Origin of the sequence: Francisella sciaenopsi (assembly GCF_045862875.1) — a bacterium.
GTDB classification, from domain to species: Bacteria; Pseudomonadota; Gammaproteobacteria; order Francisellales; family Francisellaceae; genus Francisella; species Francisella sciaenopsi.
The window spans coordinates 111,118-137,861 of the sequence record NZ_BTHG01000006.1 but is presented as its reverse complement, the minus strand read 5'-3'; the positions used below and the strand labels follow the sequence as shown (position 1 = coordinate 137,861).

Here is a 26,744-nt window from a genome sequence, read left to right as displayed (position 1 = left end):
TTAAGTTTACTTTTGATACCTTTATATATTCAATTTTTTTTAAAACTGTTACAATATCTTCAAATTTAATAATGATTTAATCATAAATGATTTTACGAACTATAAAAAGCTGGTATCGCGATAGATATCAAAATAATGAGCCAATTGTCTTTTTTGGCTTAATGCTATTCTTCTACTTAGTTTTAACATTTTTAGGCAATTATATAGCTCCTATATTAGCTGCTCTTGTTATTGCCTATCTATTAGATACTCTTGTAAATATATTACAGAAATTCACCAAGATAAAACGTATCATCTTAGTGTACTTCGTTTATATATTATTCCTTATATTACTTTTATCACTAATATTTGTCTTATTACCAATTATTGTTAATCAGCTAATTGATTTTATTAAACAAGCTTCACATACACTATCTAGTTTAAAAGAAAGCTTAGAGCAGTTATCTGTGAAATATCCAACAATACTTACCGAGGCTAGAATCAATTCTATAGTAACTTGGTTTGATAGTATTGACTGGCAAAAGATAAGCTCAAATATAGGATCTTTTATTCTACAAAATACTGCTACTACAATTCCTTTTCTTTTCTCTGTTTTGATATATCTATTTTTAGTACCTCTTATGGTGTTTTACTTTCTAAAAGATAAAGCAAGAATGATTAACTGGTTTAAATCATTTTTACCAGAACAAAATGGTGCATTATATTTCGTTTGGAATGATCTTAAACCTAAACTTGCTGATTATGTTAGAGGCAAAGCTATTGAGTTGATTATAGTGTCTATCGTAACATATATGGGTTTCGCGTATTTTAATTTAAACTATGCATTGCTATTAGCTGTTGGTGTTGGTTTATCGGTAATTATACCTTATGTTGGAATGGTTATTATTACAATCCCAGTCGTCATGGTTGGTATTTTACAGTTTGGGCTAAATGGTACATTTGTATCAATGCTGATCGTATTCTTTATTATCCAAGCTTTAGATGGTAACTTGCTAGTCCCTCTTCTTTTCTCTGAAGTTCTAAATATCCACCCTGTAGGAGTAGTATCGTCTATTCTTATATTTGGTGGTATTTGGGGATTATGGGGTATATTCTTTGCGATACCTTTAGCATTACTGTTTATATCAGGTGTAAATATGTGTCGAAACCACCTCAGTGGTAAAAAAAATATTTCTAATATAAATCTATGCTAATAAAACAAAAACAAATTAACCAAAAAGTTTTAGATACTTTGATATCAAAAGGTTACGATACATTCTTATCAAAAATAATCTCTTCTAGAGTAAGTAATTTTGAGAATATTGATCTTATATTGAAAGGATCAATCAAGGATCTATCGTCCCCCTTTCTCTTCAAAGATATCGATAAAGCTGTAGATAGACTTTTTCAAGCATTACAAAATAATGAAGTTATTGGATTGGAAACTGATCATGACTGTGATGGGCAAACATCTCATGCAATTTTATATGAGGCACTGACAAAGATATTTAACTATCCTAAAGATAAGATTCGCTCATATATAGGTCACAGGATGCAGGAAGGATATGGTCTGTCTGAGTCTTTGATGAATAGAATATTAACAGATAGTATTAGACCAAATCTTATTATAACAGCTGACAATGGTTCAACAGATGAGCCTAGAATTGCTGTTCTTAAACAAAATGGAATAGACACTATTGTAACAGATCACCATGGTATTCCTCCAGAAGGTTCTCCGCAAAGTGCTATAGCTATACTTAACCCAACCCAACATGATTGTGATTATCCAGATAAAGCTATAGCTGGCTGTATGGTTTCTTGGCTTTTTATGGCGGCTCTTCGTAGAAAATATCTGCAAAATGGTAAATCATTATCTAAGTCTTACGGATTAAGTAATTTACTTGATTTTGTTGCAATTGGTACAGTTGCAGACTGTGTTAGCATGGCAAATAGTCACAACAACCGCATTGTTACAAAACTAGGTATAGAGCAACTAAAAAACAATGATCGTCTATGTTGGGACTTCTTAGATAAAGATAAATTATCAAGTGAGTATATTAGTTTTAGTATAGCTCCTTTGCTAAATAGTGACGGAAGAGTTTCTGATGCACTAGGGTCTGTTAGCTTTTTACTTGAGAATGATGAACGCAAAATTGAAGAAACTTACGAAAACCTAACTAAACAAAATAGTCAACGTAAAGAAATTCAAAAAAAGCTTACTCATGAAGCAATAACCAAAGCACATCAATTAGACAATAATAACAAATCATTATGTATACTACTTAATTATGGTCACTCTGGAATTCATGGTATTACAGCAAGTAGAGTCAAAGAAATGTTTGGTAAACCTGTGATTATTTTTTCTGAAACACAAAATGATTCTAACATAATATCAGGCTCTGCTAGAAGTGTAGATAGTATTAATATTAAAACAATACTTGATACTATAGCACGTAAATCACCTACTTTGATGATAAAATATGGTGGTCATAAAGGTGCTGCTGGCTTAACAATTAACAAATCTGATTTCGATACTTTTTATGATTTATTTGAAAGTGAAATTATCAATTTCGTTAAAAACAATAGTATATCTTTAGAACCTATTTTAGAGTATGATTTTGAGCTTGATGAAAATGATTTCAAACTACAAACTCTAGAAAAGATAGAATCTCTTGAACCATTTGGCAGAGAATTTGAAAAACCTCTATTTTACAATAGCTTCACTATAGAAAATCTACGTTTAGTTGGTAAAGATAAAAATCATGCTCAACTAGTTTTACGCTATAAAAATATTCCTTCAATCAAAGCAATATGGTTTAATGCTTCAGATAATAAAATAACTGAACAAATAGCTATTGGCGATACTATAAAAGCTTGTTACGAACTACAAAAAGAAGAGTTCCTCGGGCAGACAAACTTATCTCTCAATATTAAACTTATCGAAAAATGAAAAATCATAAATATATTAAGACCGCTCTCAATACAGTTATTGGTGATATATATGTTGAACATTTCTCTACAATAGGCTCAACCAATGACTATTTACTAGAAAGAGAGCTATCACATAAATATCATTTTTGCTATGCAGATCAACAGACTAAAGGGCGTGGGCGTCGTGGTGATAAATGGATCTCTGATAACAATGACAATATTTATTCAACATTGGCATTTAGCTGTAACTTTAACATCTCAGAAGACCCTTTTATAAGCGTTAAAGTAGCACTAGGAGTTTTAGAAACTATCAAGAAATATATTCCGGTTGATCAACAAGAAAAACTAAAAATAAAACTACCAAATGATATTTATTTTAAAGATCATAAATTAGTAGGAATACTTATTGAAACTAAAAATATCAAAAAAGATAGTTTTGATATTGTTATTGGTATCGGTATAAATGTAAATATGACAAATATTAATCAAGATATTGATAGGCAGTGGACATCACTATCCATAATTAATAATCATGAGATAGACTCATCTAAAGTTATAGTCGATTTAGTAAGATATATTATTGATAATTTTGAGAAATCTTACTTAGATACTCTAGAAGCTTTTTCAAAGTATGATTACACACTGAACAAAAAGATCACCTTCAACTATTCAAATAAGAGTTTCCAAGGGATCGCAAAAGGTGTTACTGATAATCTAATGCTAAAAATTTTAGATGATAATAACAATCTTCACGAGTTTGATCTAGCAAATATTAGTAAAATAAGAGTCATAAAATGAGCTTAGCAAATATAAAAAAACGTGCGAAATATTTAGAAAAAATTCGTACTTATTTCAAAAACTTAGAAGTTCTCGAAGTGGATACACCCTTAGCTTATGAATTTGGTGTAACAGATCCTTTTATAGATGTTTTTAGCATTGAGACAGTTTCTGGCAAAAGATACCTCCAAAGTTCCCCAGAGTATGCAATGAAAAGGCTATTAGCTGCAGGTAGCGGTAGTATATACCAAATTTGTAAAGCATTCCGTGATGAGCCTTGTGGACAACTCCATAAGCATGAATTTACAATGATAGAGTGGTATCGAGTAGGTGTTGACTATCTGCAACTAGTGCAAGAGATGGAGAATTTATTCTTAGCGCTTAAACCAGATTTAAACTTTATGTATTTAAGTTATCATGAAGCTTTTGAAAAATATTATAAGATTAATCCTCACGATATATCTCTAGAACATTTACAAGATATAGTCAGAGAAACTGTTGGAGATATTCAAGGACTGACAAATCCAACAATCGCAGATTGTTTAGATATACTTTTTAGTTATAAAATTGAAAGAAACCTTAACCAAAAGGATACTATCTATTTTATTTATGATTATACAATCCACCAATCGGCACTCGCTAGAAAAATATATAATAAAAATCAACAACTAGTAGCCGCAAGATTTGAAGTATTTAGTAATGGTATTGAACTAGCAAATGGATACTATGAACTAATTGATAAAGATGAACAGCTCAAGCGCTTCGATAGTGATCTCGAAATAAGGAAACAACAAAATAAGGGTTCTTTAGATATAGATCATAAGCTTCTAACTTGTATAGAAAATATACCAGAATGCTCTGGAGTAGCACTAGGTTTCGATAGACTTCTTATGAGTTTAGAAAATATTGACAAAATACAAGATTTGAACATTATAGATTAATCAATAATGCTACTTATACAAAGTAATTGGATTTATTGCAAACTCTACGCTCAAGTCTCTTAACTCTTTTGCAATGCTCAAAAACACTTCATCTTGAGCTGTTATAAAATCAACAAAAAATACCTTATTTACCATAGCATAAACTTGTAAATTGATACCATTAGTTCCAAAGCTACCCTCCGATCTACCGGAAATATTACTACCACTAGAAGCTAGTGATACTGATACTGTTTTATTCTGATCAATATTAGGATGAGACTTAAGTACGGCAAGAATTTTTTCTTTTATAACTGGTATTTTATCTATGTATTTATAATCAATAGTTATAAACTGTACTATCCGTCTATGAGTACGACGTGAAGTTGTTGTTATACATGTATTTAAAAACACCGAATTTGGAATATGCATTGGTGCTGTTTCATAATTATCAACCTGTGTTGTAAGAGTACCTATTTTTTTAATAGTTCCACTAAACTTAATCGATGAATTGATGTCTGATGAAATAACATCACCCTCAGAATACTTGCGATTAAATATAACAAATAATCCACCAAAGAAATTTGTAATCAGTGTACTTTGAGAAAAAGTTAAGCCAGCAAAAGCTACACCACTAAAAGCTCCTAAAGCAGTTAAAGGTACATTAAATGCTGCTAAGATTAGTATAACAGAGATAGCGACAGCTCCTAGTTCAAAAGCTTTATATATAGCATTAATATCTCTAAAGTCACTATAGGAATCTTTATTTTGTGCTTTTTTCTTCTCAATAGAAATATTCTTACTATTATACAAAAACTTAAATAAACTGATAATAATTGCTAAATATATACAAAAATCAAAAATTTTATCTGAATACTGAATTATAACTTCTTTATAATTTGGTAGATGAACTATTACAGGTAAATCAACACAGGTTTTGATAAAGTAGGACCAAATTATAATATATAATGTTAGCTTAAATGATTTAACAAATGTGAACCTGATTGTATTTTTATATTTGATAACAAGAATGCTACCAAGTATAGAAATAACTATACTAAGACCAAAGCATAATAAGAAATCTATAAATAGAATATACAAAGTAGAATAGTTTTCTACTCTTAACAAAACATTATTTAAAACATTCATTATAAGAAAATACTATAAGTTTATCTGCTACTATCAATATCATCATCTATGACAATATCATTCATATTTGCAGTTGCTGGTGGATGAGCTGCCATGCTACTGTTAGCAGTACCTTGAGGATTTTTTTCTGACTCTGTTGCTACAGAAGAGCCACTGCTTATCTCATCATTTGAGGTTGGTATATTATTTTGAGTAATAGATACATCACTAGAAGCAGAAGAGTTATCAGCAATAGACTGTTGATCTGGTTCATTCAGATCATAATTAATTGGTGTATATATTATAGATGATTTAGGGCCTTCTTCTGTGCTCGCTATATACATATTTTCTTTGATATGTTTAACGACTAAAACAATTATTGCTATTGCTATTATAAGAATTGCAAGCCTGTTCAAATAATCAAAAAACTTTAACTTACCATAACGAGATTTCTTATAATACAAAACATCAATTTTGTTAAGCATTGATACTATCTTCTTCTCAGGAATTTCTAAGTATTCACAATATCTTCTGATCTGATTTTTAAGCACACTATTAGAGTTCTGCAACAATGAATCATTATCAGCTTCTTCAATTATCTCAATTGTTTGTACTGACAAATTTATAGCATCTGCCACCGTTTCTGTCTGAAGCTCTTTTGCTTCTCTAGTCATTTTAAGAAAAGTTTGAAAATTATGCATAATTCGCAAATATTTTATTATATTTAAATACTAAGAAAATTATATAAGAAAAAACTAGAAATTTAAATGAAGATATATACGAAAGAAAGGATTTACTTAGACTGTTTTTTCTTTTCTAACATTTTCTCTAAGAAATGTATGTTAGTTCCACCTTTGATGAATTCTTCATGATTCAGAATTTCTTGATGAAGAGGTATATTGGTTTTGATACCACTAATAACCATTTCTTCAAGTGCAGCACGCATTTTCTGTAATGCTGTAGTTCTGTCATGACCTCTTACGATAACTTTTGCTATCATTGAATCATAGTTTGGTGGTACAGTATAACCAGAATATATGTGTGAATCTACACGCACTCTTGGACCCGCTGGCGCATGATACATATCTATCTTACCTGGAGATGGTATCATTCTCTCAGGATCTTCTGCATTAATCCTGCACTCAATAGCATGTCCAACGATAGCAATATCTTCTTGTTTCCAACTTAATCCCAGACCAGATGCAACCTTGAGCTGTTCTTTGATAAGATCTGTAGAAGTTATAGACTCCGTTACTGGATGCTCAACCTGAATTCTAGTATTCATCTCAATGAAATAAAACTCACCATTCTCATATAAAAATTCGAAAGTACCAGCACCACGATATTTAAGTATTTTACAAGCATTAACACACTGTTCACCAATACGTTTTCTCTGCTCATCAGTCAAGCCGATTGCCGGAGCTTCTTCGATAACCTTTTGGTGTCTTCTTTGAGTTGAACAATCTCTCTCAAATAAATAAACAGCATTACCTTGACCATCTCCGAAAACCTGAATTTCAATATGACGTGGATTTTCTAAAAACTTCTCCATGTATACCATGTCGTTATTGAAAGCGATTCTTGCTTCACTCTTAGTAAGAGAGATAGCACTGATCAAATCTTCTTTCTTTCTAACGATACTCATACCACGACCGCCACCACCACCAGCAGCTTTGATGATAACAGGATAGCCAATTTGCTCAGCGATTTCTAAGTTTTTCTTTTCATCACTTCCTAATGGACCACCTGAACCAGGTACACAAGGTACTCCAGCTTTCTTCATATACTTAATAGCTTCTACTTTATCACCCATTACTTCAATATTTTCGGCACGTGGACCAATAAATATGAAGCCACTTTCTTCGACTGCTTTTGCAAATTTTGCATTTTCAGATAGGAAACCATAACCTGGATGGATTGCATCTGCAGATGTTATTTCAGCAGCTGCTATAATAGCTTGAATGTTAAGGTAACTAAGATTAGGAGCAGCTGGACCAATGCAAACGGCTTCATCTGCTAACTTTACATGCATAAGATTAGCATCAGCAGTTGAATATACAGCTACTGTCTTAATCCCCAACTCTCTACATGCTCTTAATATTCTAAGGGCTATTTCACCTCTATTGGCAATTAATACTTTTTTAATCATTTTGTATTACCTTTAAAAGTTTATACTAGATTTACGAAGTCTCTACTTAAATTATTGATTTGCTATTATTCAATAATAAATAAAGGTTGATCAAATTGAACAGCATCGCCATCTTTAGCGATTACTTTAACGATCTTACCAGCTTTTTCAGCTTCAATTTTATTCATAATCTTCATTGCTTCGATTATACAAAGAACATCACCTTTCTTAACTTCTTGACCTTCTTTAACATAAGGTGCTGCATCAGGCGAAGATGCACTATAGAAAGTACCAACCATAGGAGACTTAATCTCTTCACCGCTAATTTCCGAAGCTACTTCTGCTTGCTTAGAAGCAGATACTGGAGCTGGAGTACTAGCCACAACAGGTGCAGCGGATGTTACACTACTTACAGCAGGAGCTGCTGATACAACTGTAGCAACAGTATTATTTTTTGTCATAAAGATGCTCGAACCACCATCTTTTACTCTAATTTCTTTGATATCACTCGAGTTAAGAATCTCTGCTACTCTATCTATCGCTTTTAATAAATCCATGTTCTACTCTCCTTTCATATTAATATAGTTAATTGCTTCTATTAGCGCTAATGTATATCCGTTTGGCCCAAACCCAAATATGCACCCATAAGCGATATCCGATAGAAGCGACTTAGTCCTAAACTCTTCTCTATTATATATATTAGACAAATGTATTTCAATAAAAGGCTTATTTATCGCCAAAAAAGCATCTCGTATCGCAATACTTGTATGTGTATATGCTGCGGGGTTTATAATTATTATTTTTGCGACTGATTGTTGAATTTTATCAACAATTTCTCCTTCATGATTACTCTGAAAAAAATCAATAGTTACATTATTATTTTGCGCTGTTTTATGCAACTCATTATTAATATCATCAATAGTTTTATTGCCATATATATGAGGCTGCCTTTTTCCTAAAAGATTAAGGTTAGGTCCATTAATAACTAAAATATCCATACTAAATATCCTTGTAGCTTTTTAAAGCTTTAACACTATAACGCTTATTCGTCTCTACACAATAACAGCTTAACCTACCCCCAAAAACACAACCTGTATCCAAAGCTATAACATTACTATCTTTTGTTTCTCCTTTGATAGCTGCCCAATGACCAAAAACTATCTTATACTTATTTTCAAATTTCTTATGTTTAAGTTTAAACCATGGCTTAAAATTTTCAGGGACTTGATCAATTGTTGAACTAAATTTAAGATTTAACCTTCCATTTTTATCGATTGTTCTCATTCTGGTAAAATAATTGAGGATACATAACCACCTATCAATACCTTCTAACTCTTTATTCCATTTCTCGATATCATTACTAAACAAATTAGCTAATAAAAGCCTTCTAGTTGTCGGATTTTTTAGAACAAACTCTATTTCATTAGCCCTTTTAAGCGCTTTTTTAGGTGACCAAATATGTGGAACTCCTGCATGAACTATAAAAGTGTTATTTACTTTCACTAGAAGACTTTGATTACACAGCCACTCTTGAATTTCTTTCAAATTCTTAGTTTTAACAATATCATCAAAAGTATTCTTATTACTTGATGGTAAATAATTATAACTAACTGCTAAAAATAATATCTCATGATTGCCTAAGACAACTTGCGCTGATTCTCCTAAAGACATTATGAAATTAACTGTCTCAAGAGACTTAGGTCCTTTATTTAAAATATCTCCCGCAAAAATAAGTTTATCTTTATGCTTATTAAACTTTATATCTTGCAGTAACAATTGTAGCTCATCATAACAGCCCTGTACGTCACCGATAACATATGTAGCCATTCATTTACACCTTATTTTAAAAAATTTGCTAAACTGACGAAGTCCTCCATACTTAAGTTTTCTGCTCTGAGCTTAGTATCTACAGGCAAAGTACTAGGATCAACATCAAGTTCTTTTAATATACCCTTAAGATTATTATGCAGAGTTTTTCTGCGTTGCGCAAAGCTTTGTTTAACAATATTTTCAAAAAAAACATAATCGTTTATAACCAACTTATTAGCTTTTGGTTTAAGGCGCAAAATTGCTGAGTCAACTTTTGGTTGCGGATAAAAAACTTCTGGAGGAATCTTCAATATCATACTACAATCAAAATGATACTGTAAAATCACTGATAATCGACCATAAGTTTTTGAATTTGGTTGAGATACGATTCTCTCAACAACTTCCTTCTGTAGCATAAAATGTGCATCAATAATTTTGTCACTCTGCTCAACTACTTTAAATAATATTGGTGAGGAAATATTGTAAGGTAAATTCCCAATAAGCTTCAACTTCTGTTGCAATTCAGCTCTTACAACATCCAAATCAAACTTTAAAAAATCCTCATTATAAACTTTTGGTTCACCATATTTTTTACAATTTTGCAATAAAGTATCAATAACACTAGCATCAAACTCAACAACATTAACATTATTAGAGCATGTAAGTATATAGCGTGTCAATGCTCCTAGACCAGGACCTATTTCAAGAACTATATCATCCTTTTTAATATTGGCTAATTGGACTATCTTTCTTATTATATTTTCATCTTGTAGAAAATTTTGACCTAATGATTTTTTAGCTTTTGTTTTATATTGCATTTTAATAAAGTTCTGGTGTTTTTAAATCATCTTCTAATATATCAATATACGCGTCATCTTTCATTGAGGTTAACCATGTCTTATAAACTTGTTGAGCTTTCTCAGAGAAAATAGCTTCTAAAGCTTTTTGCTCTTTAAGCTCTTCTGCGGCGTCATGCTCTTTAACTTTTGTATATTTCATAATCATCCAAGTTTTAGGATCTGCTTGAAAAGGCTCAGAAATTTCTCCCTCTTTCATAGACTCTAATTTTTCAAATGCTGCCGGTGGTATCGCAGGCGGACTATCTAATCTAGAAACCCATCTAAATTTACCATTAGCATGATCATAGTCTTGATTATATTTCAAAGCTACCTTTGTAAAATCCTGTCCACTCTCTATGGCAAGCCTTGCACGATCTAGAGAACTCTTAGCTCCTTCCTCTGTCATACCACCATCTAATTTTATTTCAATAGCATATACATAGTATTTAGTAACTTTCTTACTTAGCATTGGTGCTCTTTCATCAATGTTATCTATATATATCATTTGTAATGTATGATTTACAATAAAAGGATCTGATACTTCATGCTCTTTCAAATCTTTTACATACTCTTGATACATACTAGGTATTGAATCAAATTTAACTTGTTGACTAACAATACCTCCATAAGTAGCATTAGGAGCTTGAGAAAACTGTTTAACAACTTCCGAAAAATCAACATATCCTTTGTTAACTGCAATTGCTAGTTTCTTAAATAAATCTATTTTCTTTTGTTGCGCTTTTTTCGAATCTGGTAAAGCTACAATAAGATTTTTTAAAGTATAAAGCTTAACAGGAGCCATTTCTCTATCAAATTGTTCTTGATGCTTCTTAATATATTTTTGAATTTCTTCTGGTGAAACATATACTTGTTGAGAAATAGCTTGTTGCTGTAGCTGACCAACCATGAGTTGCTCTCTAATTCTTCTCTTATAACTATCAAAAGGCATACCTGAAGCTTCAATATTTAGTTTTAGAGATTCAACCGAAACTCCATTTTTTGCTGCTACATCTTTTATCGCAGCATCAAGTTGTTGATTAGAAATTACTATATTATTTCGCTCAGCTAATTGTAACAATACACTCTGAGATATTAACTCCTGTAGAGCTTCCCTTCTAAGCTGTAATGCATCAGAGTTAAAGCTTGAATTTGGATTCATTGCTTCAAGTTTTGCGACTTCTTGATCTAACTCAAAAGAAGTAATAGGTTTGCTATTAACTATTGCTACTGTCTTGTTAACAAGATGTCTTTTATCTTCAGAAATCTCTGGTGAGTCTGTTGGTGCATTGATACTAGAATTAAAAGAATTTTGAAATAAGCTAGATGATATATCTGATAGACCGCTAGAGACAGTCAGCAATGTAATAACAACTGAAGTCAGTAGCCTCTTCATTATATGCCCTCTCCCCACTGACCCTCTTTATAGCCATTTATCTGTTGTAAGCGCGAAGATAAATTACTAGTATTTCCAACTCCACCAAGACCTTTTAATTCAAACTCTAATAAGAAAGTATTTGTCAAGTCAGCTAATTTCTGTGGGTTATTTGGATCTTCATTAGTATATGAACTAGCTTGCCACATAGCCCTAAGAGCCCAAGACTTAGCATTGTACTGAAGACCTGCAAATACGTTTGATATTTGCTGTTGCTTAAAGTTATAGTTCCATAAAGCCGTAATACCCCAGTGGTCTGTAATATTCAACAGTGTTGATAAAGTTATAGTCTCTTGAGGCTGAGGAGTTTGTCCATTATTAATTTGTTCTTGTGTAATAGAGTTCCAGTTATTTTCAATACTATTATAAGAAATATTAAAGATATTCTCATTTTCATCTTTGTATGATAATTGATAAACCTGGTAGTCAAATTTTGAGGTTTGTAGCCTATAATTAATTTGTGCTGATAAATAGATATTTTTTACTACCTGGAATTCAAAAGATGACATAATAGGAGAAAACATATCATTTGCATATTGATCTTCCATTCCAGGATATGGACATTTTGCATCGCCTTGACATAAATTAACTTTTCTATCCTCAAAATATGCCATCTGTCCAATTTTAGCAGAAGCTAAAGTACTTCCATCATCTTGGCTTGTAGTGTATGTTTCTAGGGCATAGGTCAACTGATTAGCATTATTAATTCTATCATAACCTGTAAATCTATTTACTTGGAACATCTGCATATACTGCTCATTCTGCATACTTGTATCAAATATTGGAATATCTGTTTGATTCTGATAAGGAATATATGTGTAGAACAGTCTTGGTTTAATTGTTTGTGTATATGAACCACCTTCAGTCGTATAATCCCTATCAAAATATGCAGCTGCATCTATATTAAATATAGGTAAAACACTTGTAACCGTACTATTATTAAATTTGATTGTATCAGTTGCTTTTCTATCAAGTTGATAATAACGAATTGGCAACTCTAAAGAAGGGTTAAGATAGCCCCACTCATTATTGAAATTACCTTTAATTTTAGGTGATTCATAAGATCTAAAGCCACTTACGTTAGTCCCTTCTGTCGGCGACACCGCAGGGTTTATTGCCCAAGGTGATTTATAGAAATATGTGTTAAGAGTATTTGCACTTAGTGTTACATAATCAGGTGTATAACCATCAGAAGTTACATTAAATTTCACCTCTGGCAGTTTAGCATAAGGGATGTTTGCTAAATCAATAGAAGGGTTAACAACTCCATAATCTAAAACTGTTATCCCAGAATCAACATAATCATTATCATAATTTAAATCAAACTGTCTAGTAAGCAATGTTTTAGTAACCAAATTAACATTCCCTGCTGAGAAATCATTATAGTAATTCTCATCACTGACATATTCGTATATCAAATTTGTAGATAAGGTCCCATCTCCGAGTGCATAACTGCCAGTAGTAGTTATATCAAATGCACCTCTCATCCTACCTTCTTTGAAGTCCCATGGAACAATAGAGCCATCAAACTCTCCTTCAAAATATTTAGTCATATATCTGAAAGTACCATTTTCCATAATACCTCTTTCTGACCAAATAACGTTATTAAGTAAGAAATCATAGTTTGGTGCTAAATTAAAGTAGTATGGTACAGAAACTCCTATACCAGAATTACTATTTTGCACCAATCCTGGGAATAAGAAACCTGATTTACGCTTATCGTTTATTGGATGTGAAAAATATGGTATGTACATCACAGGCACATCATCTATCTTGAAGAAACCATTTTTAACATATGCCATCTCTGTATTAGTATCAATATCAATATCACTACCAGTTATCTTCCACGCATTATCATATGGACTACCTGATGTAATATAACCATCAGAAAGCATTATATTACCATCTTCTTCTTTCTTAAGTGTTTTTGCATAACCACGCAAATAACCCGTAAAATTCTCTTTATCGTAAATCCTGGTATCAGGCATCTCACGAGCCATTCTAAAATAAGCTTCTCCAGTACTATAAGTGCCATTAGTCATATCAGAATCTAGTTCTTTCGTCCTAATTACAATACCTGTAGATGGTTGCTTAGCAATAACATCACCCGTTATTACCATTGATCTAATCGCACTATTATCACTCGTTAAATTTACTATAGCATTGTTCCCATATAATTCTTGATCACATTGAAGAACTTGTACATTACCAGAAGCAATTAATGTACCATCATTATCAAATTCAGAATTTTCGTAACTAAGATCAGTCTTCTTCGAGGCACATAAAGCTTGGGTAAACTGTGAATCGTTACTGTAATAACCTCCCACAAAAGTTTCAGGTTTTTTAACCCATGCCAAGTCATCAGCAAGAGCTTTTTCTTTCTCTGCAGCGCTAATTTCTTTATCAAAAACGTTCTTAGGCTTTTCTGCTCTTTTGCAGCTCCACTGACCATCTACAATTTCACATTTCCAATCTTCTTTGATAGGATTTTTACTAATAATCCGCGCAGCATGCGCTTGTACCGTAAACGCTACAGTACCGAAGCATACTAGTAAATACCTGTGAATCCCCTTTAACATATTTGACCTTTGAAAGCCTTAATTTTATTGAGTTTTTAAAAATAACCGTGATATTATATCTACATTTACTAAATTTTTCCATTTTTAATTTAAAGACGGTAATTTCTAAAACAAAGAACTGGATTAACTTCAATGAATATAGAAAATTATTTATCAGACATATTTGCACAAGCATTTGAAAAGTTAGGATACTCTCAGAGTTTTGCTAAAGTTGTAACATCTACTCGCGAAGGTGTAGGTCACTTTCAATGCAATGGAGCGATGCCGCTAGCTAAATTTGCCAAAAAAGCACCTCTAGTAATAGCTCAAGAAATAATTGAGCAAATAGATAATGAAGACATTTTTTCTAAACTTGAAATAGCAAAGCCTGGATTTATAAATATATCTTTATCCAATAAGTTTCTAGCAACCACAACTGATAAATTCTTAAATTCATCCAAGTTTGGTCTACAAGGCAACTCAAAGTCCAAGAAAGTAGTTTTAGACTTTGGTGGACCAAATGTTGCTAAACCAATGCATGTTGGTCATATCAGATCAGCATTATTAGGTGATGCTCTCCAAAGATTACATAGATTCTGCAATGATAATGTAATATCAGATGTGCATCTTGGTGACTGGGGTACACAAATGGGTATGTTGATAGAAGAAATAAAGCTAGAATCTCCAAATCTAGTCTACTTTGATGAAAGCTACAATGGGGAGTACCCTAAAGAATCTCCTGTAACTGTTCAAGAATTAGCTGAAATATATCCAAGAGCTTCAAAAAGATGTAAATCTGATATTATCGAAATGGATAAAGCAAGACAAGCAACTTTTGAACTTCAACAAGGTCGCAAAGGTTATGTAGCTCTATGGCAACATTTTGTGAGAATATCTATAGAAGCTATTAAAAAAGATTTTGATAGTTTAGATGTACATTTTGACTTATGGCTCGGCGAAAGTGATGCAAATAAATTTGTAGATGAAATGATCGAGCATTTTAAAACAAATAACTTTATATATGAAGATGAAGGAGCATGGGTCATTGACACCAGCAAAGAAGGTATTCCTCCACTTATAGTCATTAAAAAAGATGGGGGTGTGATGTACGGCACTACCGACCTTGCGACACTATGGCAGCGTGCTAAAGATTTAAACCCTGATGAAATAATTTATGTAGTGGATAAAAGACAATCCCTTCATTTTAAGCAGGTATTTAGTGTTGCTAAGAGAACAAAAGTAATTAGTGAAGAATGTAAACTTAAGCATGTTGCATTTGGCACCGTAAATGGAAAGGATGGTCGCCCATTTAAAACACGTGAAGGTGGTGTAATGCATCTTTCAGATCTAATATCTCAAGCGAAAAATTATGCTCATAAAAGAATGCCCGAAGAGAACGATGAGAATATTATTAATCAAATCGCTATGGCAACTATTAAGTTTGGTGATTTGGTTAACAACTATGCTAATGACTATATTTTTGACTTAGAAAAGTTCGCACAGTACGAGGGTAAAACTGGTCCGTATCTACTATATACAACAGTTAGAGCAAAAGCTATTTTGAGAAAAGTCTTCGGCGAGAATTACGACATCAACGTTCTAGCTAAAGAATACAGAATAACAAAAGCAGATAATGAGCATGAAGAAAAACTACAACTACAATTAATACAATTCCCAATTGCAGTATCTCGTGCTTATGAAAATTCTCAGCCTCATCACATTTGTGAATACGCATACTCTCTTGCTAATAGTTTTAACAGATTTTATGTAAATTGTCCTATTATGAATCTTGAAGATGAACAACTAAAAAAATCAAGAATCGCATTATGTATGGCAACAGTAAAAGCCATGACTATAGCAACAGACTTATTAGGAATCTCTATTCCTGAGAGAATGTAGAAATAAATAACTACTTTAGTCCTACCAAATTTAACTTTAATTTCTACTATAAAGTCAGTTAGAAATTAATTGGAAACTAGCTTATGTTAAAAATTTTTGAACAGCCGAAGGCTTTTTATACTATCTTTATGTTAGAGATATGGGAACGCTTTGGCTATCAGGCTTTAGTTGCTATTTTAGTTGTTTATCTACAACGTGGTAGCATTCAATTAAGCGAAAGCTCTGCAATTGCGACTTATGCTGCATTCGCAGCACTGGTATATGCGTTTATAGTATTAGGTGGCTATATTGGCGATGCAATACTAGGAGCAAAAAGAACAATCGTTCTAGGACTTATTGTCTTACTAAGTGGATATGCACTATTGACAATAGGAGATAAAGAGTCAACATTATGGGGACTTTCTTTTATATGTGTTGGTACAGGTTTATTTAAATCAAACCCTACAAGTCTATTATCAAAATGTTATGAAAAAAGTGACTCCGGACAAATCAGCAATGCCTTCACTCTTTTTTATATGGCTATAAATTTAGGCTCACTACTTGGTAGCTTAGCGATTCCAACGATTGCGAAACATTATGGCTATTCTGCGAGTTTTGTAGTTATCTCTATAGCTTTAATCTTTGCTATAGCTACTTTTGTAGGCTTTGGTTTCACGATGAAACATATCTCTACTCACGCAGGTGCCAAGAAGCTTAGATTAAGTTATTTATTCTGGGTAATAGTAGGGATGATTGCTATGATATATATAGTCAAAGCTCTACTTGCGTATTTACTCTTAGCAAAGTTGATAGTTATTTTGAGCTTTATTGCTTGTTTACTTATCTATATATATCTAGCATTTTTATACAAAAAGGATGGATATTTCTACAAGATGATGCTTGCTTTGATACTAATGTGTGAAGCTATAGTATATAAGATTTCATACATACAAATGGCATCATCAATAAACCTATTTACTATCAAAAATACAGATCATTCAATCTTGGGATTTATGATAGCACCGGAAACATTCCAGGCTCTCAATCCTTTCTGGATATTTGTTTTAAGTCCAATTCTAGCAATGTACTATATACACTCTAATAACACAAAATTTAGCTTAAGTGTATATAGCAAATTCTCTACAGGATTACTTGTAATAGGTTTATCTTTCATACTACTATATATTTCTAAATTTACAGCTCATAATGGTATCATCTCATCATACTGGTTATTTGGTAGTTATGCTCTTCAGGCATTAGGAGAACTGCTAATATCAGCAATTGGTTTATCAATGTTTAGCAGACTTGCTCCAGTTAAAGTTAATGGATTTATGATTGGAGTTTGGTGGGTATTCTTAGCATTTGCTTCGATTTTAGGTGGATTAGTTGCTCAATTAACTGCTATTAGTAAACAACAAGTATCTTCAGAAACCCTAACTCTATCTCTAAATACCTACACTAGCCTTTTCTTAATGATTGGAATTGCTATTGTAATTGTTTCATTTATATCTTTTGGTCTTTCGCCTTTTAAAAAGAAACTTATTAATCAACAGTAATCATTTAGCTTGTTAAAAACGATCAAATAATTTTTGGATCTGATTTACATTGTCTGTTTTTAGCAAACATAGTTGTAGAAATATTCTCGCTTTCTCTGGTGAAAGAGTTCCTGATGATACAAGATCAAACTTATCATCTAAATTATTATAATTATGTGTAATCTGACCAGAACCCACATAACTTGAGCGTACAACAACTATACCCTTAGCTCTTGCTTTCTTAAGAAAATCAGCTTGATTAGATGGAATATTACCATCACCAAGACCGGCAAGAACAATACCCTTTAAATCTTTAATTTTAAAAAGATTATCTAAAAACTCTATGGATATATCCGGTGACTCAAAAATAACCTCAACATGAGGTAAGGCTTTTATTTTCTCCAAATCTTCTACAGATACTATATTCCCTACATATTTAGGAGTTTGATAATAACTAACATTATTAGGAGTTACAACACCTAATCTACCATAATTTAATGCTTTAAAAGCATCAACATTCGTTGTATTAGTTTTAGAAACATCGTTAGCAGTTAAGATCTCTTCGTTCATAACTACTAATACTCCCTTATCCAAAGATTGTTTATCAACCGCAACCAATAACGCATCATAAAGATTCATAAGAGCATCACTGCTTAAAGCTGTAAATGCTCGCATTGCACCCACGAAGATAACCGGTTTTTTAACATCTAAAACTTGATTTAAAAAGAAGGCTGTTTGCACCATACTATCAGTACCATGAGTAATTATCACAGCATCTACATCTGAATTATCTAACAGTTTTTGTACATATTCAGCCAGCTTGACTCTCATTGCCATAGTCATATCTACACTATCAATATTATAAAACTGTTCAGATTTTATATTTGCTATTTTAGTGATTGATGGTACTTGCTCAACAATATCATTAATAGATAAACTTCCTGCTTTATAGACTGAATCTGTTGATGATTTAGCAACCCCTGCTATCGTACCTCCTGTAGCAACAATATATACATTCGGTAGAGCTAATCCCATAGCAACTGTCATAAGATAAATTGAAAAACAAAGTATGATTTTTTTGATATTTTCCATAGCACTAATAAACTGAGATTAATTTATACAAATTAAATCACAGTTTTAGAATAACTCAACAAGAATTATATTAGGCAAGCAAGTTAGCTGTTTTTCACAAAGAATAAATGTTACAAAAGGCCTAATTTATCAAAGCCTATATTATTCAGGGCTCCATATAAAATCACAGCTACAGAATTTGACAAATTCAGACTACGACTATTCTTGTGCATTGGAATCTTAAGCTGTGTCTGCTCAAGTAATTTTAAAACTTCTACCGGCAACCCTCTTGTCTCCGGACCAAAAAGTAAAATATCATCATGATCAAAATTTATTTGATGATAATATTGTTTTGCTTTGGTTGTACATGCCCAAATCTTATTTTCTTTATTTTTCTGATAAAACTCATCAAAATTCTTATAAACTCTAAGATCTGCAAATTCATGATAATCAAGACCCGCTCTTCTAAGTTGCTTGTCTTCTAATTTAAACCCTAATGGTTCTATCAAGTGTAACTTAGCGCCAACATTCGCACATAATCTAATTATATTACCGGTATTTGGTGGAATCTCAGGCTCATATAAAGCAATATTTATCATTTTTATATATCTACATCATTATTTAAAAAATTATCAAACTCATCTTGTTTCGCTTTTTTTGCTACTGTTTTATCTAAATGATAGCTCTCTGCTCGTGCTATAAAATCTTTATTCATAATCTTTTGCAAATATTCAGGATCAAGTAAAAATGGTTTGTTAGGTGTTTTTTGTTTTTTCATAGCTTCAGGAATTCTCACAGAATACAAGACTACGATATCGTCATTATTTTCTATAACAACTAAGTTAGCTTCAAGATTATATTTCTGATTAACTAAATGATACTCCTTATGATTATCAATATCGATTTGCTTCACAGGCTTAACTTCATAATTAATTTTAACTGCTTTTCTAATAATTTTCTTATTTGTTTCTTTCAAGTATTTTAGAAGCTTCTGTTTATGCTTTATAACTTTGTGTTCAGCAGCTATCATTTTAGGAAGAACATTGTCAAGAAAATATTTTGTCTCACTTTCATCCAACGCAAAACAAGTGCCAGACTCTTCTGATTTGTAAAAACATCCTTTGGTATCAATAAATAGATAAAGTTTTTCTGTCTTATCATAATAAATATGATAATCATTCAAAGACTTAGGATGTCCCAAATAAACAAACTCATCTTGTGAAATTATTGCGCATGAAGAGATAATTAATAAAAAAAATACAACTGAAATCAAACTAAGTTTTTTTTTCATTGTAACGATACCTAAAATAATCTTATAGTTTCGATTCTATATTATTTTAAAATTTTTTGATAGTTCTTAATTTAACCAAGATGCAACATCTAAAGCTGTATAAGTAAGAATTATTTTAGCTCCAGCTCTTTTCATTGATGTCAGTGTTTCTATAGTGATTGCTTTTTCATCAACTAGACCTGCTTTTGCAGCAGCTTTAATCATCGCATATTCCCCACTGACATGATATGCTGCTATTGGCAACTCTATTATATGACTCAATTCATTAATAATGTCTAAATAACTCAATGCTGGTTTGACCATAATAAAGTCTGCACCTTGTTCAACATCTGCTAGAGCTTCACGGATAGCCTCTTTTTTATTACGATAATCCATTTGATAAGTTTTACGATCTCCCTTAAGAGATGAGCTACAAGCACTTCTAAATGGACCATAATATGCTGAAGCATACTTCACAGAGTATGACATAATACTTACAGTTTCAAATCCTGACTCATCCAATGCTTGACGCATCGCAATTATCATGCCATCCATCATTCCACTTGGTGCGACAATATCTGCACCAGCCTGTGCATGAGAAACAGCTGTCTTTTGTAATATCTCTAATGTTTGATCATTATCAACATAATCATGCTCATCCAAAATACCACAGTGTCCATGAGGTGTAAAACTACACATACACACATCTGTAGCTATCACAAGCTCTGGGGCAAGTTGTTTAATTTTTCTGATTGCTTGTTGCGTTATACCATTGGGATCATAATTCTCTGATGATATAAGATCTTTGGTTTTTGGTACACCAAATATCATCAAACTTTTTATTCCTGATTTTACAACCTGCTCAACAAGCTCATCAAGCATATCAACTGACCAATGATATTGATTTGGCATACTTGAGATTTCTTTTTTGATACCATTACCATGTACAACAAATATTGGATACATCAAATCGTCTATGTTCAAATTTGTCTCAGCAACCATATCTCGAAAGGCTTGAGTAACTCTAAGTCTACGTGGGCGTGATATTGGAAAACTCATATTTATTTAAACCTACTTTTTCTTTATATTAGGATTTCTTCTGTATAGCACTAAGATATTACCGATTATCTGAACAAGCTCGGACTTTGTAGCTTTAACAATCTCTGCAGCAATTTCTTGCTTTTCTTGTTTAGGTAGGCGGCCTGCTTTTACTTTGATCAGCTCATGTGATGCTAAGGCTAGATCAATTTCTAACATTACATTCTCAGTAAGTCCTTTTTCGCCCATTAGCACAACTGGCTTTAAAGCATGTGCTTGGGCTTTTAAATTTTGTTGTTGTTTTACATCCATTCTATTTTACCTATTTTATAATTTCTAATATTAAATTTTCTAATACTAACTCTTTATCAACATTCTTAAAGTTTAAAAAATAACTCTTTGCTTCTAGTGATTTATGATAAAGATTATATATGTAATCATCTGTAAATTTAGTTGCAAGATACTTTATAACTGCTAACTTATCGTAGTTGGCAACTTCTACCTGCTCATTAAGTTTATAATTATAAACATCAATTATTATACTAGTTAACCAATATAATGTATCTCTAAAATACGGATTAATCTCCTTTAAAAACACATTAGGATTCGTTTGATTAACCAAAACCTTCATCGAGTTATTCCTAAGCACCCAAAAATGTTGCTCAAGCTTAATCTTAGCTATAATATTTATATCATCACGAGCCATTTGCAATGATTTCTCAACAGCTTCTTGAGACATATCAAATGTATACTTTAAATAGTTATATTTATCTTTTTGGCTAAATTTAATATCATAGACTATAGATCTACTCTTAACCGTCGGTAAAATATCTGTATAGTTTTTGGTAAACATCAAAAAGAAGGTATCTGCTGTAGGCTCTTCCAATGTTTTTAATAAAGCATTAGCTGCAGATTCATTTAACAAGTCAAGTTCTTCAATTATAACTATCTTAGCTAAATTATTATGCGCAGTCAGTTCACAGTTTTTAATTATTTTTTTAATTTCAGAAACTTTGATCTCATCATTTTCTATAGCAGCCACACTTACATAGGGAGAGTCTTTATAGTCAGTAACACTCTGTCCCAATAATAGTTGACACAAAGAATTCATAAAGCTATCTAATAATACTGCATCTTTTACTCTAAAAATAAGAGCATGATGTAACATATTTTTCGTTTTTTGCTCAAAAAAACTATCAAGAAGTTGCTGATGAATACCTAAAGATAACACTTTTGACCTACATTATTTTACGCGCATACAAAAAACTTGTTATAGCTTTTTTAATCATAGCAAGCTTAGATTTAATAAACCCTTTATCCTTTTTTCTAACGTAGCTAACTTCATAGACAGAATAATGATTATCAAGAAACTCAATTAAATAATCATCATAAGTTCTAATTTCATCAACTAGACCCAACTCTAAAGCATCTTTACCAAACCAATATTCTCCGGTAGCTACTTTATGCATATCTAAACTTGGACGATATGCCAAAATATGCTTTTTGAATAACTCGTGAATATTTTCTAAATCTTGCTTGAACTTCTTACGCCCTTCCTCTGTATTCTCGCCAACAGTTGTTAATGTACGCTTAAACTCCCCTGAAGTGTGCATTTCAACATTGATACCATTTTTTTCAAGAAGCTCTCTAATATTCGGAACGGTACCAACAACACCAATTGAACCCACTATAGCAAAAGGTGCTGCAATAATCTTATTAGCAACCGCTGACATCATATATCCACCACTAGCTGCGACTTGATCAATACAAACTGTCAAAGTTATCCCTACCTGTCTAATACGCTCTAATTGAGCTGCTGCGAACCCATAACCATTGACAACGCCTCCTGGGCTGTCTATTCTAACTACAACTTCATCGCCTGCTACTGCTACAGCTAGAATTGCTGTTACTTCGTTGCGTAAATCTTCAACTTGAGATGCGTGAATATCTCCTTTAAAATTAACAACAAACTTTCTTTGCTTAGGTTTTTCCTGTTTATCAATTTTTTTCTGTTCTTTGACAAACTTTTTATATTCTTTTTTATCTAACAAAGTTTCTAAAATTTGCTCTTTTGTAGATTTATACTCATCGCCCATTCTATTAATTTCAAGTTTTCCTTTTGCTAATTTTGAAACCTCTTGTTTGGCTTTAGCAAGTAAAGAAAAAAAACTACCTACAACAAAAACAATAGCTATTACAACCAAGGCTGTACTTAAAGCGAAAAATACAAAATCTATAAAACCTTGATACCACATAATTATTTTATCCTATCGATGAGCTCTTAAAGTCTTTAATAAAGACTCTCCGGCACCACCTTTTAAATTAGCTTTTTTAACAGAATCTCTTGCAAACACACGCTTCTTATAATTAAAAATTGATCCATATTCTTCATCAATTACAAAACCTTCTGCTTCTAAACAGATAATTAAAGCAGCTATGTAACAGTCAGCTAAAGTAAAACCTGAAGATATGAAATAATCCGCATCCGAAAAAGCTTTTTCCATAGCTAATAAACTCTCTTTAAGATCTTTAAAAATTGCTTTTAGTTTAGTCTTATTCTCTCTATTTTTTCTGATCTCATCAAGTACTGGATACCACTCATTATCAATCTTATCTAAAGAAAGACGTATCTTAATACGGTCATTGACAACACTTGGTAATAAACTTGGTGCCGGAAAGCGCTCATCAATATATATCAATAATGCTTTTCTATTATTTATACTATAATCTTTTTCCATAAGAACAGGAAAAATACCATTTGGAGAGATTTTTTTAACCACATTTGGATCTAAATCTCCTGATTCAACAACATCCATTGCCATTTTCTTTTCTGACAAAGCGATTCTTGCTCTCAAAGAATATGGACAATATTTTGTAGTATATAATGTAACTTTCATCAAATATGCCTTTTTATGGATTAAAACAATTATGCTAGTTTGCTATAATTGTCAGATAATAAAAAACTAGTATCAAATTTTACCATATTTGTGGATAACTACAACATAGACAAGCAAGGCTTTTTATTAGACTTTGATAGTTGGGACATTGGCTTTTGTAATAAAGTTGCTAATGATGAGAAAATCTCGTTAACTGATGAGCATATGCTAGTTGTCAGCTTTTTACGCGATTTTTATCAACAAAATAAGAAATCCCCAGCGATTAGAGAGTTTGTAAAAGCATTAAAAGAAAAGCATGGAGAAAAAATAGGCAATAGTTTGTACTTACAAGTACTATTCCCAGTATCTCCTGCGGTGCAAGCTGCAAAACTAGCAGGCCTTCCAAAACCCAAAAGATGTATTTAAATATTCAAAGGAGTGAATAATGACAAAAGTTTTATGTAAAAAATATAATGAAGAATTAGATGCTATCCCATTTCAACCACTACCTGGTGAACTTGGTAAAAAGATACATACTGAGATTTCAAACAAAGCATGGCAAGCTTGGTTAGCTCACCAAACAATTTTGATTAATGAGTATCGTTTAAATCTAATAGACCCAAAAGCTAAAGAATTTCTCAAAGAAGAAATGCAGAAGTTTTTATTTGAAAATAAAGAAGACAAACCAGAGCAATTCAACGAAATTTAAAATATCCATTCAAAGTATATACAATATCTACTTGCGATTTATCTTATTTAAGGTTAAATTTGCACACAATCTAAGCTTCACACCACCCATTAAAAGTGAAAAATCTAAGAAATACATATTTTTTTGATATTTTAATATTACTAGCCATATATATCATTTATTTTTTCTTATTTTTAGGATCACGTCATCTAAGCATCCCCGATGAAGGACGTTATCCAGAAATAGCAAGAGAGATGTTAACATCTGGAAACTGGGTTACTCCAACAATCAACGGTGTGCCCTTCTTAGATAAACCTCCTCTGTATTACTGGCTTGAAGCAACTTCAATGCACTTCTTTGGAGTCAACGCTTGGGCAATTAGATTACCTCAAGCAATATTTGGTATACTCGGCTGTGTATTAATATATATTTTTGGACGCTATTTCTATTCACGATTTGCTGGAGTTCTTGCAAGTTTTATACTGGCAACAAATGTACTTTATTTTTTCGAAGCTCATTATGCAAATATGGATCTGATTGTTGCTAACCTTCTATGGATTGCTTTTTTTCTATGTTTGGTTAGTTTAAAACAGTCGAGCACAAAGAGTAAAAGAATACTTATGTATGTCGCATACTTTGTATCTGCTTTAGCTTTTCTTACCAAAGGACTAATCGCGATTGTTTTTCCATGTATGGCTATTTTCGTATGGATGCTTATTACTAATAATTGGCATAGACTAAAAGAGCTATACATACCAACAGGCATAATACTATTTGTTCTAGTCATTTCTCCATGGTTAATATTAGCGCAAGAACAAAATCCTGATTTTTTATATTTCTTTTTTTATTTTCAACAGTTTTATCGTTTTGTAGGACAAGGTTTCAATAATGCAATTGGTCCGTGGTTTTATTTTATAATTCTTTTGGCAGTATTTTTACCATTCAGCATGCTACTCTTCAATAGATTACCTAGAGGATTCAAAAATATTTGGCAAAATCGAAAGTCTGATTACATAGGATTTTTGATAACTCTTTGGTGCGTACTTATTCTTATTTTTTTCACTATACCAAGCTCAAAAATTGTAAGTTATATTATGCCAATATTCGCTCCGTTATCACTTTTGATGGCTTTATCATTTGAGAAAATTATAAAAACTAATGATAATTTATCTACATTTAAAAAAATGCATTTAATTACAAGTATTCTATTTTTTATTGTAGCAATTGCCGTTGTAATATTTTCTCAAATTCAGCAAAGCATCTTAGATACTCAAGCACCTTTAGTTTATATAGCCCTAGTAGTAATACTATCTTTAGCCTTATCATATAGCTTTAGAATCTCATTAAAAAATAATATCAAACAAGCAATTATTTTTGTAATTTCTGTGATGATGCTCTTAAATATACTCGGACAAATTATAATACCTTTTTATGATATAAGAACATCTCAACCACTTGTAGAAAAAATACTCAGCAACTCTAGTCCTAATACGACCTTTGTCTATTACAATAGAACTCAGCCGAAACACTTTATACTCGAAGATGAACTTAAACAAAAAGGTTATGAAGAAGATCTACCTATATTGTTAAATAAAAATATCTATATAGTTTACAACTGGAAAACTTATACACCTGAGATTGATAATTGGGCAAGAGAATTCCATTATGGTATAAAGCAATATGAGAATTCCCATAATGGTAAATGGCCAGAATATCTAATAACTTATACACAATTTGATAAACTACTAAAGACAAATGATAATATAATAATTTTCTTGCAAGAAAACCAATTAGGAGAATTACAACAAAAATATCCTAATATTGGTTTTAAAATAGAAGCAACTTATAGAAAAAATATAGTTGTCAATGTGATTAAAAATTAATAGTTTT

Annotated in this window: 26 protein-coding genes; 9 read left to right on the top strand and 17 right to left on the bottom strand. The window is 31.8% G+C overall.

The genetic code is table 11. From position 1 onward, the window contains the following. Positions 1-86: 86 nt before the first annotated feature. From ACKTR7_RS08025 to epmA, 4 genes are read left to right on the top strand one after another with little or no spacing between them, the layout of a single operon-like run. On the top strand, positions 87-1,193 hold the full coding sequence (locus ACKTR7_RS08025; RefSeq protein ID WP_407877819.1) for an AI-2E family transporter: 1,107 nt from the start codon (positions 87-89) through the stop codon (positions 1,191-1,193). Continuing rightward, a complete protein-coding gene (gene recJ / locus ACKTR7_RS08020) occupies positions 1,187-2,929 on the top strand; it encodes a single-stranded-DNA-specific exonuclease RecJ (RefSeq protein ID WP_407877818.1) in 1,743 nt (580 codons plus the stop codon). Before ACKTR7_RS08025 ends, recJ begins: the two co-directional genes overlap by 7 nt. Continuing rightward, a complete protein-coding gene (locus ACKTR7_RS08015; protein ID WP_407877817.1) occupies positions 2,926-3,708 on the top strand; it encodes a biotin--[acetyl-CoA-carboxylase] ligase in 783 nt (260 codons plus the stop codon). The genes recJ and ACKTR7_RS08015 overlap by 4 nt, the downstream gene beginning before the upstream one ends. After that, positions 3,705-4,628 (top strand): EF-P lysine aminoacylase EpmA, encoded by a 924-nt coding sequence (gene epmA / locus ACKTR7_RS08010; RefSeq protein WP_407877816.1) that lies wholly within the window; start codon positions 3,705-3,707, stop codon positions 4,626-4,628. Before ACKTR7_RS08015 ends, epmA begins: the two co-directional genes overlap by 4 nt. A 9-nt stretch (positions 4,629-4,637) precedes the next feature. Here epmA and ACKTR7_RS08005 read toward each other — a convergent pair whose 3' ends face one another. The 9 genes from ACKTR7_RS08005 to ACKTR7_RS07965 form a co-directional block, all read right to left on the bottom strand. Continuing rightward, positions 4,638-5,753: a mechanosensitive ion channel family protein gene (locus ACKTR7_RS08005; RefSeq protein WP_407877815.1), complete on the bottom strand. Its 1,116-nt coding sequence runs from the start codon at positions 5,751-5,753 to the stop codon at positions 4,638-4,640. A 20-nt stretch (positions 5,754-5,773) separates the two neighbouring features. Further along, on the bottom strand, positions 5,774-6,433 hold the full coding sequence (locus ACKTR7_RS08000; RefSeq protein ID WP_407877814.1) for a helix-turn-helix domain-containing protein: 660 nt from the start codon (positions 6,431-6,433) through the stop codon (positions 5,774-5,776). A gap of 92 nt (positions 6,434-6,525) precedes the next feature. After that, positions 6,526-7,881, bottom strand: a complete 1,356-nt coding sequence (gene accC, locus ACKTR7_RS07995) for an acetyl-CoA carboxylase biotin carboxylase subunit (RefSeq protein WP_407877813.1) — start codon at positions 7,879-7,881, stop codon at positions 6,526-6,528. Between the two features lie 65 nt (positions 7,882-7,946). Beyond that, the gene (accB, locus tag ACKTR7_RS07990) at positions 7,947-8,417 is read right to left on the bottom strand and encodes an acetyl-CoA carboxylase biotin carboxyl carrier protein (protein ID WP_407877812.1); all 471 of its coding nucleotides are present in this window, start codon (positions 8,415-8,417) and stop codon (positions 7,947-7,949) included. A gap of 3 nt (positions 8,418-8,420) precedes the next feature. Beyond that, complete coding sequence (gene aroQ / locus ACKTR7_RS07985) at positions 8,421-8,858, bottom strand: type II 3-dehydroquinate dehydratase (protein ID WP_407877811.1); 438 nt, start codon at positions 8,856-8,858, stop codon at positions 8,421-8,423. 1 nt (position 8,859) lies between these two features. Beyond that, complete coding sequence (locus ACKTR7_RS07980; protein WP_407877810.1) at positions 8,860-9,687, bottom strand: symmetrical bis(5'-nucleosyl)-tetraphosphatase; 828 nt, start codon at positions 9,685-9,687, stop codon at positions 8,860-8,862. A gap of 11 nt (positions 9,688-9,698) precedes the next feature. Further along, positions 9,699-10,487 carry a 16S rRNA (adenine(1518)-N(6)/adenine(1519)-N(6))-dimethyltransferase RsmA gene (gene rsmA / locus ACKTR7_RS07975; protein WP_407877809.1) on the bottom strand — a complete coding sequence of 263 codons (789 nt, stop codon included), beginning with the start codon at positions 10,485-10,487 and terminating at the stop codon, positions 9,699-9,701. A gap of 1 nt (position 10,488) precedes the next feature. Beyond that, complete coding sequence (locus ACKTR7_RS07970; protein WP_407877808.1) at positions 10,489-11,901, bottom strand: SurA N-terminal domain-containing protein; 1,413 nt, start codon at positions 11,899-11,901, stop codon at positions 10,489-10,491. Then, positions 11,901-14,519 (bottom strand): LPS-assembly protein LptD, encoded by a 2,619-nt coding sequence (locus ACKTR7_RS07965; RefSeq protein ID WP_407877807.1) that lies wholly within the window; start codon positions 14,517-14,519, stop codon positions 11,901-11,903. Before ACKTR7_RS07965 ends, ACKTR7_RS07970 begins: the two co-directional genes overlap by 1 nt. A 132-nt stretch (positions 14,520-14,651) precedes the next feature. On the opposite strand from ACKTR7_RS07965, the gene argS reads away from it, so the two are divergent. Then, entirely contained in the window at positions 14,652-16,397 is a 1,746-nt protein-coding gene (gene argS / locus ACKTR7_RS07960; RefSeq protein ID WP_407877806.1) for an arginine--tRNA ligase, read from the top strand. 83 nt (positions 16,398-16,480) lie between these two features. Beyond that, a complete protein-coding gene (locus ACKTR7_RS07955; RefSeq protein ID WP_407877805.1) occupies positions 16,481-17,932 on the top strand; it encodes a peptide MFS transporter in 1,452 nt (483 codons plus the stop codon). Between the two features lie 12 nt (positions 17,933-17,944). On the opposite strand, the gene ACKTR7_RS07950 is transcribed toward ACKTR7_RS07955, so the two are convergent. From ACKTR7_RS07950 to sspA, 8 genes are all read right to left on the bottom strand, one after another. Then, positions 17,945-19,003 (bottom strand): asparaginase, encoded by a 1,059-nt coding sequence (locus ACKTR7_RS07950; RefSeq protein ID WP_407877804.1) that lies wholly within the window; start codon positions 19,001-19,003, stop codon positions 17,945-17,947. Positions 19,004-19,113: 110 nt separating this feature from the next. After that, a complete protein-coding gene (trmL, locus tag ACKTR7_RS07945; RefSeq protein WP_407877803.1) occupies positions 19,114-19,581 on the bottom strand; it encodes a tRNA (uridine(34)/cytosine(34)/5-carboxymethylaminomethyluridine(34)-2'-O)-methyltransferase TrmL in 468 nt (155 codons plus the stop codon). A gap of 2 nt (positions 19,582-19,583) precedes the next feature. Then, positions 19,584-20,273 carry an FTN_0109 family protein gene (locus tag ACKTR7_RS07940; protein WP_407877802.1) on the bottom strand — a complete coding sequence of 230 codons (690 nt, stop codon included), beginning with the start codon at positions 20,271-20,273 and terminating at the stop codon, positions 19,584-19,586. A gap of 66 nt (positions 20,274-20,339) precedes the next feature. Then, complete coding sequence (hemB, locus tag ACKTR7_RS07935) at positions 20,340-21,311, bottom strand: porphobilinogen synthase (protein ID WP_407877801.1); 972 nt, start codon at positions 21,309-21,311, stop codon at positions 20,340-20,342. Positions 21,312-21,323: 12 nt separating this feature from the next. After that, positions 21,324-21,602: a ribosome assembly RNA-binding protein YhbY gene (yhbY, locus tag ACKTR7_RS07930; RefSeq protein ID WP_004288189.1), complete on the bottom strand. Its 279-nt coding sequence runs from the start codon at positions 21,600-21,602 to the stop codon at positions 21,324-21,326. A gap of 10 nt (positions 21,603-21,612) precedes the next feature. Then, entirely contained in the window at positions 21,613-22,521 is a 909-nt protein-coding gene (locus ACKTR7_RS07925; RefSeq protein WP_407877800.1) for a DNA polymerase III subunit delta' C-terminal domain-containing protein, read from the bottom strand. A 7-nt stretch (positions 22,522-22,528) separates the two neighbouring features. Beyond that, complete coding sequence (gene sohB, locus ACKTR7_RS07920; protein WP_407877799.1) at positions 22,529-23,545, bottom strand: protease SohB; 1,017 nt, start codon at positions 23,543-23,545, stop codon at positions 22,529-22,531. A 12-nt stretch (positions 23,546-23,557) separates the two neighbouring features. Then, the gene (gene sspA, locus ACKTR7_RS07915) at positions 23,558-24,187 is read right to left on the bottom strand and encodes a transcriptional regulator SspA (protein WP_407877798.1); all 630 of its coding nucleotides are present in this window, start codon (positions 24,185-24,187) and stop codon (positions 23,558-23,560) included. A 90-nt stretch (positions 24,188-24,277) separates the two neighbouring features. Here sspA and ACKTR7_RS07910 point away from each other — a divergent pair, with 90 nt between their 5' ends. The 3 genes from ACKTR7_RS07910 (at position 24,278) to ACKTR7_RS07900 (ending at position 26,737) form a co-directional block, all read left to right on the top strand. Then, positions 24,278-24,592: a TusE/DsrC/DsvC family sulfur relay protein gene (locus ACKTR7_RS07910; RefSeq protein ID WP_407877865.1), complete on the top strand. Its 315-nt coding sequence runs from the start codon at positions 24,278-24,280 to the stop codon at positions 24,590-24,592. A 19-nt stretch (positions 24,593-24,611) separates the two neighbouring features. Beyond that, on the top strand, positions 24,612-24,875 hold the full coding sequence (locus tag ACKTR7_RS07905) for an oxidative damage protection protein (protein ID WP_407877797.1): 264 nt from the start codon (positions 24,612-24,614) through the stop codon (positions 24,873-24,875). Positions 24,876-24,970: 95 nt separating this feature from the next. After that, positions 24,971-26,737, top strand: coding sequence for an ArnT family glycosyltransferase (locus ACKTR7_RS07900; RefSeq protein WP_407877796.1), 1,767 nt, complete (start codon positions 24,971-24,973; stop codon positions 26,735-26,737). Positions 26,738-26,744: the final 7 nt, after the last annotated feature.